This window comes from Wolbachia endosymbiont (group A) of Anoplius nigerrimus (genome assembly GCF_947251795.1).
Lineage (GTDB): Bacteria > Pseudomonadota > Alphaproteobacteria > Rickettsiales > Anaplasmataceae > Wolbachia.
The window spans coordinates 366,435-380,990 of record NZ_OX366385.1 but is presented as its reverse complement, the minus strand read 5'-3'; the positions used below and the strand labels follow the sequence as shown (position 1 = coordinate 380,990).

The 14,556-nt window shown below is 36.1% G+C and carries 13 protein-coding genes and 2 pseudogenes; 7 read left to right on the top strand and 8 right to left on the bottom strand.

All coding sequences use genetic code 11. The features are described 5' to 3' along the window. Positions 1-195 precede the first annotated feature (195 nt). The 5 genes from folD to OPR26_RS02000 form a co-directional block, all read right to left on the bottom strand. Positions 196-1,074: a bifunctional methylenetetrahydrofolate dehydrogenase/methenyltetrahydrofolate cyclohydrolase FolD gene (folD, locus tag OPR26_RS02020; RefSeq protein ID WP_253301904.1), complete on the bottom strand. Its 879-nt coding sequence runs from the start codon at positions 1,072-1,074 to the stop codon at positions 196-198. After that, positions 1,058-1,633, bottom strand: coding sequence for a UbiX family flavin prenyltransferase (locus OPR26_RS02015; RefSeq protein ID WP_265016087.1), 576 nt, complete (start codon positions 1,631-1,633; stop codon positions 1,058-1,060). Before OPR26_RS02015 ends, folD begins: the two co-directional genes overlap by 17 nt. Then, entirely contained in the window at positions 1,626-1,892 is a 267-nt protein-coding gene (locus OPR26_RS02010) for a DUF2312 domain-containing protein (protein ID WP_253301906.1), read from the bottom strand. Before OPR26_RS02010 ends, OPR26_RS02015 begins: the two co-directional genes overlap by 8 nt. 13 nt (positions 1,893-1,905) lie before the next feature. After that, positions 1,906-3,192 carry an HlyC/CorC family transporter gene (locus tag OPR26_RS02005; protein ID WP_265016086.1) on the bottom strand — a complete coding sequence of 429 codons (1,287 nt, stop codon included), beginning with the start codon at positions 3,190-3,192 and terminating at the stop codon, positions 1,906-1,908. 88 nt (positions 3,193-3,280) lie between these two features. Beyond that, positions 3,281-4,459: an aspartate aminotransferase family protein gene (locus OPR26_RS02000; protein WP_265016085.1), complete on the bottom strand. Its 1,179-nt coding sequence runs from the start codon at positions 4,457-4,459 to the stop codon at positions 3,281-3,283. A 274-nt stretch (positions 4,460-4,733) separates the two neighbouring features. On the opposite strand from OPR26_RS02000, the gene OPR26_RS01995 reads away from it, so the two are divergent. Then, positions 4,734-5,906, top strand: a complete 1,173-nt coding sequence (locus OPR26_RS01995; RefSeq protein ID WP_265016084.1) for an NADH-quinone oxidoreductase subunit D — start codon at positions 4,734-4,736, stop codon at positions 5,904-5,906. An 18-nt stretch (positions 5,907-5,924) separates the two neighbouring features. On the opposite strand, the gene recJ is transcribed toward OPR26_RS01995, so the two are convergent. Further along, positions 5,925-7,664 (bottom strand): single-stranded-DNA-specific exonuclease RecJ, encoded by a 1,740-nt coding sequence (gene recJ / locus OPR26_RS01990; protein WP_265016083.1) that lies wholly within the window; start codon positions 7,662-7,664, stop codon positions 5,925-5,927. 134 nt (positions 7,665-7,798) lie between these two features. On the opposite strand from recJ, the pseudogene OPR26_RS01985 reads away from it, so the two are divergent. The 3 genes and pseudogenes from OPR26_RS01985 to OPR26_RS01975 all read left to right on the top strand — a co-directional run. Next, positions 7,799-8,213 (top strand): annotated as a pseudogene (locus OPR26_RS01985) (transposase family protein); the annotation flags it as partial. Positions 8,214-8,302: 89 nt separating this feature from the next. Beyond that, positions 8,303-9,055, top strand: a complete 753-nt coding sequence (locus tag OPR26_RS01980; protein ID WP_264702259.1) for an IS5 family transposase — start codon at positions 8,303-8,305, stop codon at positions 9,053-9,055. A 15-nt stretch (positions 9,056-9,070) separates the two neighbouring features. After that, positions 9,071-9,430, top strand: a pseudogene (locus OPR26_RS01975) (integrase core domain-containing protein); the annotation flags it as partial. A 13-nt stretch (positions 9,431-9,443) separates the two neighbouring features. Here OPR26_RS01975 and OPR26_RS01970 read toward each other — a convergent pair. Then, entirely contained in the window at positions 9,444-10,316 is an 873-nt protein-coding gene (locus OPR26_RS01970; protein WP_265015652.1) for an IS982 family transposase, read from the bottom strand. Positions 10,317-10,555: 239 nt separating this feature from the next. On the opposite strand from OPR26_RS01970, the gene OPR26_RS01965 reads away from it, so the two are divergent. The 3 genes from OPR26_RS01965 to OPR26_RS01955 all read left to right on the top strand — a co-directional run bounded on the left by OPR26_RS01965 (position 10,556) and on the right by OPR26_RS01955 (position 12,936). Further along, on the top strand, positions 10,556-11,722 hold the full coding sequence (locus tag OPR26_RS01965) for an aspartate kinase (RefSeq protein ID WP_265016082.1): 1,167 nt from the start codon (positions 10,556-10,558) through the stop codon (positions 11,720-11,722). Between the two features lie 441 nt (positions 11,723-12,163). Further along, positions 12,164-12,472 (top strand): transposase, encoded by a 309-nt coding sequence (locus tag OPR26_RS01960; RefSeq protein WP_265015503.1) that lies wholly within the window; start codon positions 12,164-12,166, stop codon positions 12,470-12,472. 53 nt (positions 12,473-12,525) lie between these two features. Next, the gene (locus tag OPR26_RS01955) at positions 12,526-12,936 is read left to right on the top strand and encodes a transposase (RefSeq protein ID WP_320157296.1); all 411 of its coding nucleotides are present in this window, start codon (positions 12,526-12,528) and stop codon (positions 12,934-12,936) included. Positions 12,937-13,314: 378 nt separating this feature from the next. Here OPR26_RS01955 and OPR26_RS01950 read toward each other — a convergent pair whose 3' ends face one another. Further along, positions 13,315-14,466, bottom strand: a complete 1,152-nt coding sequence (locus OPR26_RS01950) for a cysteine desulfurase family protein (protein WP_265016081.1) — start codon at positions 14,464-14,466, stop codon at positions 13,315-13,317. Positions 14,467-14,556 lie beyond the last annotated feature (90 nt).

Below are 14,556 nucleotides of genomic sequence, written 5' to 3'. Positions count from 1 at the left end.
TTATACCTATAGCTAACTGAAAAAAGGTTACCCCAGAAGGGATAAAAAGGTATAAAATGGCTTTGGATAAGGTAGAATGATGATGATCCTAAATATTTAATAAATTTGACTACTGAGGGATTTCAAAAATCTCAATTTTTTATTAATTGTGAGATGTGGCACATTCTATCTTCATATAGCTTTCCTCTTCATACCTCAACTAATGAAATTAGAAGCATCAACTCCCTTCTGCAAGCAAGCAGCAATGACAGTGTTCATCATTAGAAATGCAATTGTCATTGGGCCAACGCCTCCGGGTACTGGGGTAATAGCTTTGGCTTTCCCTTTTATTCCCTCAAAGTCAACATCACCTACAAGCTCTCCTACATTAACACTATTTATGCCAACATCGATCACTATTGCCCCTTTCTTTATCCAGTCTGCTTGAACAAAATTTGGCTTTCCGACTGCTGCAACTACTATATCCGCTTTAGAGCAATATTCAGCTAAATCTTTACTCTGTGAGTGCAAGATGGTAGCAGTGCAATTTTCCTGCAGCAATAGGTGAAACATTGGCTTGCCCACGATATTTGACCTACCAATCACCACTGCGTTTTTACCGGAAAGGTTCTCTTCAATTGATTTAATTAAATGCAAAGAACCTTTAGGAGTGCAAGGTATAAGGCAGTTTTTTTCACCTTTAACTAATTTGCCAACGTTTTCATCGTGGAAGCCATCTACATCTTTTTCAATACTTACTGCGTTAATTACTCTGCTTGCACTAATATGATTTGGTAAAGGCAACTGTACTAAAATGCCATGCACAGATCGATCTTCATTTAACTCATTGATTTTTTCAATCAATTCATCTTCTGAAATATTATTAGGCAAAACAATGGTCTCAGAACTTATGCCCATTGATTCTGCTTTTTTTTGTTTGTTGCGAACATAAACCTGACTTGCTGGATTGCTGCCCACGAGAATTACTTTCAGGCAAGGAAAAATGTTATACTCTCTCTTTAAAATATCAATTTTTTGTGATAGCCTCTCACATAGGTCGTTTGCTATTTTTTTACCATCAATAATAATTGTCACTTCCTTGCCACTCCTTAAAGTCAGGTAATTTTATATCAAATAAATCCAATACTTTGCCAACAGAATGATTAATAATATCATCCAACGATTTTGGTTTAATATAGAAAGCAGGCACTGGTGGAGCAATTATTGCTCCCATCTCCGTTAATTTTAACATATTTTGTAAATGCCCAAGATGTAGTGGTGACTCTCGCACCATAAGAATTAATTTTCTTCTTTCTTTTAGCGTTACATCTGCAGCCCTTGTCAATAGATTGGAAGTAACACCTGATGCGATTTCAGACATTGTCTTCATAGAGCATGGTGCTACAATCATTCCTGAGGTTTTAAATGAACCACTTGCTATTTTTTCTCCTATTCTTTCTTCAGAATAGTAAAAATCTGCAAGTGATGTAATATCTTCAAGTTTTTCTTTAATCTCATGAGCTAAAGTTATTTTCCCAGCACTGCTTATCACTAAATGAGTTTCATAATCAACGTCTTTCAACGCTTCTAGAATTCGTACACCGTAAATAGAACCAGATGCTCCACTTATTCCAATTACAATTCTGCTATTCACTTAACTCTTCTTCGTAGCTCATTCCCAATGCACGTTTATAGGTATCAAGCAATATTTCCTGTTCCTCTCTGTCATCATCATCCATCTTCCTCAGCCTAATAATTTGTTTCATCACTTTTGTATCCCAACCTTCATCTGCGGCTTTTGCATATACATCACGAATGTGATCTTGCACATCCCTCTTTTCTTGTTCAAGTTTTTCGATTCTCTCTACGTAACCCTTCAACTCTTCAGCCGTTATTTTTACTGTATCTTCCATGAAACTCCACTAATTAATTGCTCCTACTACTAGTATTACCAGTTTTTACTTGCACTTCAACAACAGTAATAATATTTTTATCTTTTTTTAAAATCTTAAAGCGAAAACCATACATGGAAAACTCCTCGCCTTCGTCAGGAATGCGCTCTATTTCATTCACAATCATACCTGCTAGAGTTGTAGCTTCTTCATCAGGGAGATTCCAGTATAACTGCCTGTTAATGTCCCTAATAGTAGATTCCCCTTCTATGTGATACACATTATCAGATATTTTCTTTATAAAATTCTCCGTAATCAAATCATGCTCATCGGAAATTTCTCCGACTATTTCTTCTAATATATCCTCAAGGGTTACGATCCCCTGCAATGCTCCATATTCATCGATAACAAGTGCAAGGTGTTTCCTGTTCTTACGGAAGTTGTGAAGTTGTACGCTAAGCAGCGTACTTTCTGGTATGAACCAAGGTTTCGACATAACTTGGGCAATGTCAACTTCTTCTGTTTTATTATCCTTCTCACGCAAGGCATTTATTAGATCTTTCACGTGAATTACACCGATAATATCTTCTGGTTCTTTTTGCCATAAAGGTACTCTACTGTGACTGCTGGTTAAAATCTCTCTTATTAACTCTTCTTTATTCCGATCTATATCAAGAGAAAATAGGTTTCTTCTATGGGTCATAATTTGTGATATCTCTGTTTCAGCCAAATCAAGTATGCTGCTTAGCATATCTAAATCCTGTTGTAACATAGTTCCTTCACTGCGGTGAAGAGTAATCATATTACGCATTGCATCCGCTGCAGATATCACTTCCTTGTCTTTATGCAGCCCACATAATTTCAGGATGAGGTTAACAATAAATTGAATACCTAGCGTCAATGGAGAAAAAATCTTTACAAAAAACAATACAAAATAAGCAGAAAATGATGCAAATTTTTCAGGATTTTGAATAGCATAAGTTTTTGGTAGAACTTCGCAGAACAATAAAATACAAAATGTTATTATAATTGTTGATAGGAGAATGCCCTCATTTCCAAAAAGATTGATAAATATTGCTGTAAATAAAGCAGAGCAAGTAATATTAATAATTGTATTGCCGAGCAATACCGTTCCTATTGTTAATTCTTTCCTATTTAATAAGCGGTCTATTATCCTGGCTCTTTTGTTACCGTCTAATTTTAGCTTATTAACTCGAGAACGGCTAATTGAGGTTAAGCCTATTTCTGCTCCTGAGAACAAAAACGATAAAATTAACAAAATAAAAATTGCTGATAATACTAAGACCAATAACCAATCCATTAAAGTACGATGTTATTGTGATAAAAAACAAAATTAATTTTACATGTTATGGAAGGCATTTGCAAGCCTGAACTTATATTGCCGAATTTTATATATCTTTAATCTTAAAAAATAAATCATAAAGCATATTACACGCCGCATTCACATGCTCATCCTCAATGATAAGTGGTGGGGTTATTCTTACTACTTTGTTGTTTGAAACCCTAGTTATTATTAAACCTTTATCAAGAGATCGACTAATAATTTTATCAGCTACAGGAGTTGCTAGTTCTATTCCCATTAGTAACCCTTCTCCACGAACTTCTAAAATCATCTCAGGAAATTCTTTAGCTAAAGGCAACAGCTTTTCTTTTAAATATTTACTAATTCTTTTAACATGATCAAAAAAGCCTTCTTTTAGCATTATATCGAGTACTGCATTACCAACAGTCATGGCAAGTGGATTACCACCATAGGTTGATCCATGAGTTCCTGGAGTAATTGCTTCTGCTATGTAATCTTTTAATAAACATGCAGCTAGAGGAAAACCGTTACCCATAGCTTTTGCACAGGTTAGCATATCAGGTTCAATGCCGACATTTTGATAATGAAATAAAGAACCGATGCGTCCATATCCACATTGCACTTCATCAAAGCACAAAATTATTCCTTGAGCTTTTGTTATTTTCCTTACTTTTTGAAGATATCTTACGTCTAGTGGATATACTCCACCTTCGCTTTGTATGGGCTCTAAAAACACAGCAGATGTTTCATTATTGATTTTTTCTTCTAATGCTTTAATGTCATTTCTTGGCACTTTATCAAAACCAGAAAGGAGCGGAGCAAAACCTTCGCGTGATTTTTCACTGCCTCCAGCAGAAATTGCAGCAATACTGCGGCCATGAAACCCTCCTTCAATTGTAATAATACGATTACGTTTTGCTTGCCCTTTCAAGTAAAAATAACGGCGAATAAACTTAATTGCAGCTTCTGTTGCTTCAAGCCCACTTGAGCAGAAAAAAACTTTATCTGCAAAAGTAAGGGTTGTTAAACGCTCGGCAAGTCTTTCTTGCTCGGGAATAGTGAAAATGTTAGAGCAGTGCCATAGTGAGCTCAATTGCTCTTTCAGTTTGTCTGTAATGTATGGATGACAATGCCCTAAAGAAGTTGTAGAAATACCTGCAGCAAAATCTAAATATTTTTTACCATCTTTATCAAAAAGATATGCCCCTTCTCCCCTGACTATAGGAGTGTCAAGTCTATTATACGCATTAACAACATGATCCATTTTATAAGTATTGTGGTATTATCTGTATTATACCTGAAATGAATCCATTAACACAAAGCTTTTCCTTTAACCTCTTATGCTACCTCAACTAAAAATTTGGCTAATGCAGACCCTTTCTGTCATTCTATAGCTAAAGTAACTTAGTTTTACCAACACTTATTAGCATTGTAAAAGTTTTTGTTTCTATTGAATGATAGTTGTAGCATATGCAAGAAGTCTATTGACTTTGAGCGCACTTTAGCCTATACAATTTTAATATCTTAAACTACTGGACATGCCCGATCTAAAGACAATGATGTTAAATTTTGGCCCTCAGCACCCAGCTGCACATGGAGTGTTGCGTCTTGTTTTAGAGATGGATGGTGAAGTGATCGAGAGGGCAGATCCCCATATTGGGCTTTTGCACCGCGGTACTGAAAAATTAATAGAACATAAAACGTATCTTCAAGCTTTGCCTTATTTTGATCGCCTTGATTACGTATCACCAATGTCACAAGAGCATGCATATTCACTTTGTGTGGAGAAATTGTTGCAATGTGAAGTGCCAATTAGGGCAAAGTATTTACGTGTCTTGTTTTGTGAACTGACGAGAATACTAAATCATTTACTGAACATTTCTTCTCAAGCGCTTGATGTTGGAGCAATGACCCCTCTTTTATGGCTCTTTGAAGAAAGAGAAAAAATACTGGAATTTTACGAAAGAGCTTCAGGAGCAAGGTTTCACGCAGCTTACATCAGACCAGGTGGAGTTGCAGCAGATGTTCCAGAAGGCTTGATTGAGGATATTGCAAAGTTTATAGAGCAATTTCCAAAGTATATAGACGATGTTGATGAACTTTTAACAGAAAATAGGATATGGAAGCAACGCACTGTAGGAATCAGTGAAATATCAATTAAACAGGCACTTGACTGGGGCTTTAGTGGCCCAATGTTGCGTGCTGCTGGACTTGCTTGGGATTTGCGAAAAAGCCAGCCATATGAAATATATGATCAGCTAGATTTTGATATACCTATTGGCCAAAATGGCGATTGTTATGACCGTTATCTAGTTAGAATGGCAGAGATTAGGCAGTCTGTTAGCTTGGTGAAGCAGTGTATAGAGAAAATGCCTGGAGGCCCAATAAAAACTGAAGATAGAAAAATTTCTCCACCGCCAAGAGCAGAGATGAAAAAATCTATGGAAGCTCTGATTCACCATTTTAAACTTTACTCAGAAGGATATCACGTACCAAAAGGTGAAGCTTACACAGCTGTTGAGGCACCAAAAGGTGAGTTTGGAGTGTATATAGTTTCAGATGGTACCAATAGACCTTATAGATGCCGAATAAGAGCACCTGGCTTTGCACATTTACAAGCTTTGGATTTTATGGCAAAAGGACACATGCTTGCCGACGTTGCAGCAATTATTGGCTCAATCGATATAGTTTTTGGTGAGATTGATAGGTAATTATTGTAAAATAGTAACTCAACTAATGGTCAATACATCTTCTATTAAAAATTGTACAAATTCATTGCCATTCCAGTAATTTATAGAGATTTTACCCAAAATGGCTTTAACATTACCCTGCATGATAGCAGAGCCAAGGTGAGTATTTGCAGAGCGAAATGCAATAGCTCTTACCATAACATTATCATCAGCAATAAAACATTTTATATGGTCAACTCCTATAACTTCAGGCTTTCTTATCTTTGCTCCCTGAATGATAAACCTTGGTTCAGGATTCCCAACTCCAAATGGTCCCAAGCGTTGCAGTTGGTTCCACAGAGACAAGTTTATTGCTTTAGCAGTTACTATACTATCAGCTTTTAAAGTTTTCTCATTTATAGAGTTTGCAAATCTTTCAGTAAAAAAATCATGCAAATCATTTATTTTGTCTTCTTTAATTGAAAATCCTGCCGCCATACTATGGCCACCACCTTCAATAATTAAATTTGTAAACTTTGCGGAAAGGACTGCAGCACCGATATCAACTCCAGAAATTGACCTGCAGCTTGCCTTACCTATTCCATTATTTAAAGATATCACTATTGCTGGTAAGTGAAACTGTTCCTTTAGCCTCGATGCAATTATACCAATTATTCCCCGGTGCCAGTTGCCGCTTACCATTATAAAATTTACACCTAATTGCGCAGACTTTTCCGCCTGTGTTGTAGCTTCCGAGAGAGCCTCATTTTCTAACACTTTTCTTGCATTATTCAAATCTATTAATTTTAGCGCGATTGAATGAGCTTCTTCTTCATCATCCGTAGAAAGCAACCTTGCACCGAGCGACGCTTCTCCAATTCTTCCTCCAGCATTTATGCACGGTCCAATGCTAAATCCTAACCGCGAAACACTTGGTTTTTCAAGGATTCCCAAAGCATCAAATAAAACACGCAAGCCAACGTTTTTTCTTGCTGACATAACTTTTAATCCTTGTGAGATAAGTGCTCTATTGAGGCCTGTAATCTGCATAACATCGCAAACAGTTCCAAGGGCAACTAAATCCAGTAGATCAAATAAATCCGGTTCTTTTTTGTTGGTAAAAAATCCTTGCTCACGTAGGCTTTTATTAAGAGCAATAATCAGCAGAAATGACACTCCAACTGCTGCAAGGTTAGTATAAGGAGAGCTTTCATCAAGGCGGTTTGGGTTAACAACTGCTACGGCGCTTGGTAACTTTTCCATACCAAGATGATGATCGACAACTATAATATCAAGACCAAAGACCTTTGCATCTTCTATTGGTTGATATGCAAGCGTACCGCAATCAACGGAAATACATAAATCGATCCCGTTTTTTTTAAGTTGTAATAAAGCATCTGTGTTTAATCCATAGCCCTCATCAACACGATCTGGAATGTAGATTATAGAGTGTATACCGATTGCTCTTAGGTACCTGTTAATCAATGCTGACGACGTTGCACCATCAACATCATAGTCACCAAATATTGCAATGTTTTCACTATTTTTTATTGCCCGTATTATACGAGAAACAGCTTTATCCATATCAAGAAGGTGAAAGGGATCTGGTAATAGCGATCTGATTAGTGGATATAAGAAGTCGCTCGCATTTTCTATGTTAACACCACGAGTAACCAATATTCTTGCTAGTGCTTCTGGCAACTCAAATCTCTGTATAAGAGTTAAGATTTCCCTTTGATCTGCTTCTTGCAACTTCCACAATGCATTTGTTATGCTGCGCTTTTCAATTTCAAGTAGCATATTCTTTGTAAATAAAACTACTTTACCAGAACTTTTAAACTTGTTCTATAATTGTATTAGATGTACAGTTCCAGAGTGTGATGGTATGATAAAATGTGAGAAAAAAATATCATCAAGGGAGGAATTATGGTTACATGGGCGCGCCAGAACAACAGCGTAGAGCAATACAAAATAGTAAAGAGAGCATAGCAAAGCTTTCCAAACTTTAAACCAAAAACTATTATTAAGTGGAGAAAACGCTCATTTACCAAAGATGCTGGTATGGGTCCAAAGCATCCAAGATCAACTGTTTTAACTTTAGAAGAGGAGTGTTGCATTTCGTAAGCATACTCTATTGCCATTAGATCTACGCTTTGCAAACCTCAATCCCACATTTGAGTCGCTCCAGCTTACATCGTTGTTTACAAAGGCACAACATTAGCAGACTACCAGATGTCGATGGTGAAGTTAAACCAAGAAAGAAATTCAAACAATATCCTATAGCATATTGATATTGCAGAAGTCAGAACAGAAGAAGGAAAGTTATATTTGTTTATTGCAATAGATCAAATTCACCTAGGCTCTGTGGACAAAAAATATGAAAAGAGAGAAAAAGATGGTAGTTTAGCCTAATAGGTAAAAAATGGAGAAACTACCATATGCAATATTACATCAAAGAGGAAAATTGGAAACAAATTTTAGAGTTCATAAAAAGCGTAAAAGGAATGCACAGCAAAGATGAAAAACGTTTAAGAATATTCATAGAGGCAGTGTGGTACATAGTGCGAAGTGGTTGCCAATGGAGACTTTTACCAAAAACTTATGGTAATTACAGGAGTATACATAAGCGATTTAAAAGATGGTGTGAAAGAGATGTCTGGAAAAAATTGCTTGAATATACTAAACAAGAGCCTGATTTAGAAGTTGCTATAATCGACGGTACGATCATCCGAGCCCATCCATGTTCATCTGGATATACAAAAAACTCCAAGGATCAAGAAGCTTTAGGGAGGAGCAAAGGTGGCTTTACAACTAAAATACATGCGCTTGTCGATGCACTTGGAAATCCACTTAAATTTACTCTGACTCCTGGTCAAAGAAATGAAATTACGCAGGCACAAGTGTTGACCGAAAGTATCTATAACTCTACTGTAGTAGCTGACAAGGGCTACGATAGCAATGCCTTTGTTACAAGTCTTGAAGACAAGGGATGTACAGTAGTTATTCCGCCAAAACGGAATCGAAAAGTGCAAAGGTATTACGATGAGCATATCTACAAAGAACGTCATTTGATTGAGTGTTTTTTTGGTAAAATTAAAAATTTTAGGCGCATTTTTTCCAGATTTGATAAAACTGCTGAGGTTTTTATGGGTTTTCTCAATTTTGTTGGAGCTCTTGTATGGCTTCTCTAAAATTTTGTCCACAGAGCCTACGTTGAGTTGCATAAAAGTGCTACAAAACCCATAGCTGCTGAGTTTTTAGGTAATCTGATTAGAATTTTACCGCACACTATTTTGACAGATAATGGCATACAATTTACAAATCAGAAGCGCCATAAATACGCCTTCCAACACATATTTGATAGAGTTTGTGAAGAAAATAACATTGAACATCGTTTGACAAAAGTTAGCCATTCTTGGACAAATGGACAAGTTGAACGTATGAATAAAACTTTAAAGAATGCTACAGTTAAGAAATATTACTATCGTTCGCATCAGCAACTTAAGGAGCATCTTTATGACTTTGTTATGGCCCACAATTATGCTAAAAGACTCAAAACTCTTAAACGCTAACTATGGATTAGGAGACAAAGAAAGTATTAGAAATAGAAGGTTTTTTATGTTTTAAAGAATATGAAATAAGGGTGGAAAAAATGTGAACTAAAAAATTAATAGGAGATCTATGGCGGGTATGCTCAATTTCCAATCTGTTTTTTAGGTAACCAAAGACGGTTTCAATAATAGATCTTTTTCTCAGAAAAATCTTCTCATTTAGCGAGATTAATGCATTTTTCATACCTTTTTTTATCTTGGTCACAAGCTTGAGATTTCTATCAAGTAGTTTCAAAAATAGATCTTTCTTAATATAGCCTTTATCTCCAAATAATAAACCCGCTAATTTTTTAGTCAGGTCTGGAACTGGTTTCCTATCGTCAACATTACCTTTTGTCAAAGTAACCCCTTGAATTTCACCTTTTTCATTGATTACCATATGTAATTTAAAACCATAAAACCAACCATAAGTGCTTTTTCCTATTTCAGCAATTCCGACAAAAACTTTGTTTTCTGAGATTCGCTTCCTATGACATGTTGCGATAGGTGTTGAATCGATATAGGAAATACCTGTCTCTTTTGCTTGCTCACATAACCATTGCAGCAGAATCGCTAAATACCATAAAACTCGCGGCTTTAACGCAATGAACCTATCATATGAAGGCAGTGTTGGAAAGTCTGACTTATGTAATAACTTTAGATAATATTGATAAAATGATTTAAAATTTTCATATCTAGACTGCTGATATAGTAGAATTATTGTTATAATTTCAGAATACTTTATTTCTGGCACTCTGGTAGGTTTTTTGTTATTAGACAATAGTCTGTTTGCAAAATTTTCATCTATTATTTTGCAATAATCATCTATAAAACAAAACAATTCTGTTATATTCTTGTTCATTGGGTAACCTCCTACTATCGCTAAAATACTGGAGTTTACCCTATTTCTCTCCCTCTCTCTATTCTCCTTCTAATCCATAGTTAGCGTCTTAAGGGTCTTACACCTTTTGAGTTTATATCTTTACAGTGGACAAAATCTCCTGAATTGTTCATACTAAATCCACACCATCACACTTTGGGACCATACATCTATCTCTACAAAAACTATATTTTTCTTCAGAGGAGAGTTATATTGTAACTATGGACAAAATAATCATAAAAAAATTTGGTGGGACTTCGCTAACTGATTTAAACCGAGTTGCAAATTTGATAAAAAACGATATTGAGAAAGGTTGTAATGTAATCGTTGTTGTATCTGCTGTTGCAGGATTTACTGACCAAATGGCTTTTCAGGCTAGGCAAATCTCAAATTTAAGTTGCAGACAAGAGTTATCAGAGTATGACGTTATGCTTTCAGCAGGAGAACAAATTTCTTGCGGTCTATTAGCTATCACTCTCCAATCGATCGGAGTTAATGCTAAATCGTGGCTTGCCTGGCAGTTACCAATTGTAACTGATGATTTTTATTCTGAGTCTAAAATAAAAACAATAAAGATTGACCGTGTGAAAAGGTCTTTTGCTGAGGGTTATACAGCTGCGATCATCGCTGGTTTTCAGGGTATAAATGATGATAGAATCACTACTTTTGGAAGAGGAGGCTCTGATATATCAGCAGTTGCCTTCACGGTAGCCTTTGGTGTTAGAACTTGCGAAATTTTTACTGATATTGATGGAATATATACAGCAGACCCGAGAATTGTTCCAAAGGCACGCAAGCTCAAATTTATCTCTTACGATGAAATGTTGGAAATGTCGTCATCTGGTGCTAAAATACTGCATAATCGTTCAGTACAACTTGCAATGAAACATAACATTAAAGTGCAAGTGCTATCCACTTTTAAGGAAGTAGAAGGCACCACAGTACTACACAAAAGGGATGTACTAGAGAGATACTTAATTACTGGAATAACTTATAGCACTAATGAAGCTCTTGTAACTTTCACTAACCTTGCAAATAACTTGCGTACTTTAAGAGATATAGTAGGGGCAAACGTTAAAATTGATGTGGTACATGGGTCAAGTTTTGTTATCTCCAAATTTGATATTGATTTAATGGAAAAGTTACTGAATAAGAATGAAAATTATGCTATAAACGATAATGTAGCTAAAATTTCAATAATTGGTATTGGTGTTATGTCTAACACTGAAGTGATGCACCGTACACTCAAGGTTTTAAGCGAAAAAAAGATAGAAATACTTGCTATCACAACATCCGAAATCAAAATCAGTATAATTGTTCAAAAAGAATACGTTGTAGCTTTGGTCAAAGATTTACATACTGAGTATGAGCTTGATATGCAACACTAGGATAGGCTCGACGTCCACAACTGTACGAACATTGCAATTTGGGCCTACCAGGAGGGTGTCATTCTCCTGCCATCCAAGTAGCTGACACTGGTTCTTTTATGACGGCAGTGCCCAGACACTGGTTCACTCTATAATGGCAGTGCTCTTTTTTTGTCATCCAAGTAGCCTCCCTCTCCTGTCATCCCAGTGTCAGCTACTCGGATGACACCCTACTTAACCGTCATACCGCCGCGGTATCTCAAAGCATAGATCCCGCTAACATGTAGCGGGATGACGGTTGTCGTTTAGCCATAAACATTAAGAAATTTACCAAACGAAAAAAAAGGCAAAAGAAACCCTAGTCATTGTCTATTTTCAGTATTGGCGTTTTTTAAGTCTTAGAGCATGTCTTCAAACTGAGTAGAAAGAAGTTAAGAAGTATGGTATAAGGTACATTTTAAGATGTACCCAAGCGATATAAGTGACAAAGAATGGAAGACAATAGAGCCATATTTTGAACCTAAAAAGACCGGCAGACCAAGAAAACATAGTATTAGAACAATTATTAATGCAATCCGCTATATGATGAGAACAGGATGTCAATGGAGACAACTGCCTAAAGATTTTCCACCATGGAAAACCGTATATAGTTGTAATTCGCGCTTGAAAAAAAGTGGAATATGGCAAGAAATTCATGATTTTCTAGTTAAAAAAGTAAGAGAGATGATTGGTAAAAATAAGACTCCATCAGTAGGTATAATTGATAGCTAGTCAGTGAAAACTACTCAAAAAGGGGATCCAGAGGATATGATGCTGGCAAAAAAATAAAGGGCAGAAAACGCCATATTATTGTAGATACTGTGGGTCTTGTAATTGCTGCTGAAGTACAGAGTGCAAGTATTCAAGATCGTGATAGTGCTCTAAATCTTTTTGCCCAAGCTAAATGCAAAGTTCCAACTTTACGTAAGTTTTTTGCTGATCAAGGGTACATAGGTAAATTACAAAACAGATGCTTATTGGAAACGGGATGTTTATTAACGATTGCCAAGAAAATAGTTGATACAGGATTTCAAGTTATTCCCAAACGTTGGATTGTTGAAAGAACTTTTGCCTGGCTTTCCAATTTTAGGCGCATGAGTAAAGATTACGAGCATTCTCCTCTCACCTCAAAAAACTATATCTTCTTTAATATGATCACTATTATGCTTCACAAATTAGCTCATTCTTCAGTTTGAAGACATGCTCTTAAACACTGCAATTTAGCTGCTTTTAAATGCAACTCACCTTAGTTTAAATGTTTAAGAAATTTACTAGGCAGAAAAAAAAGGCAAAGAAAACCTAGGGTAGCTAGTATTCAAATTCTCCCTTGTCTATTTGACGTCTTTTACTGTCTTAAACGCTTTATAAGCGCGTTTCGGCTTGTATAGGTAGAAACCTAAAAGTTTTATAAAGACATGAGGTGCACATAGTGCAAAAAATTAAGCATGATTTACGCCAAATACAAAGTTCCCTTTGTCGTTTTAATCTGCAGATTGCGAAGATAAATAAATAGCTTCAGTTTCATGATAAGGGGGCTGGCGAGGTCTGTCAAGTAGTTTTTAGCTCTGTTTCTATTAGCTACTTGCCATATATTCCAAGGTGTTCTGCTTGTAGATATTATACCAACAATCCACTATTTTTTTTATGTCTTGTGGTTTAGTTTCTGGACCTATACTGATTCTGATTGAACACTCTGCTTGCTCTTTTGTTGCCCCCATTGCAAGCAAAACATGGGAAGGCTCAACTTTTCCAGAAGAACATGCAGAACCATTACTAACTGCAATATGATTCAAGTCAAAATGCATGAGCTGCACATCACTCTTTACTCCTGGCATATAAATAAAACTTGTGTTTGGCAGCCTCTTAGAGTTTTTACCGAAGATTCTTATATCACTGGCAAGATTTAATAATTCACACTCTAATTGATCACGTAGCTCCTTTATTTCATCCATTTTTGATAGAAGGTCTGGAATATTTTGCAGTGCAGCAGAAAGGCTTGCAACCGCAACAATATTTTCCGTACCACCACGAAATCCCTTCTCTTGTCCACCACCTATTATAATAGGTTCTATCGCAAGTTCTTTATTGAATATTAAAACTCCACTGCCTGCTACACCGCCAAATTTATGGGCGGATAAAGTGAGTAAATCCACTCCTAAATCTTCCATATTAACTTTAATTTTTCCAACACTTTGAGCAGTGTCAGTGTGGCAAATTGCTCCAAATTTGTGTGCTATTTCAGCTATTTCCTTAACAGGCTGAATAACTCCGGTTTCGTTATTTGCCATCATAACTGAAACTATTGCTTTGTTTCCTTTAAGTTCACTTAGAATTTTTTCTAGCTCTAAAAAGTCAACAATGCCCTCCAGATTAACGGGTATTATATATGGATTACATGCAGAATTAAGAATTGAAGGATGCTCTATAGCTGAAATTACATGCAGATAGCCTGCTATTCCTCTCATAACAAGGTTATTCGCTTCAGTCGCACCAGACGTAAAAACTATTTCTTTATCACTTGGAACACCAATAGCATCACGTATGTTGTCTCTTGCATCCTGAAGAATCTTCCTCGCTTCTTGTCCTCTTTTATGTAGTGATGATGGATTGAGCGTTTGTTTTAACAAGACCTCAAATATACTTTTTTTTACATTCTCACTAATTGGAGCAGTTGCATTGTAATCAGCATATACGTAACCACTATTTTCTAAAGAGAATGGACTCATCTGTCACTTAAATAAGTTTACCATCAACTATAGCCATAACTATGTACGTTAGCTTTAACACGATAAAAAATTTATTGCAAAAACAGCGAA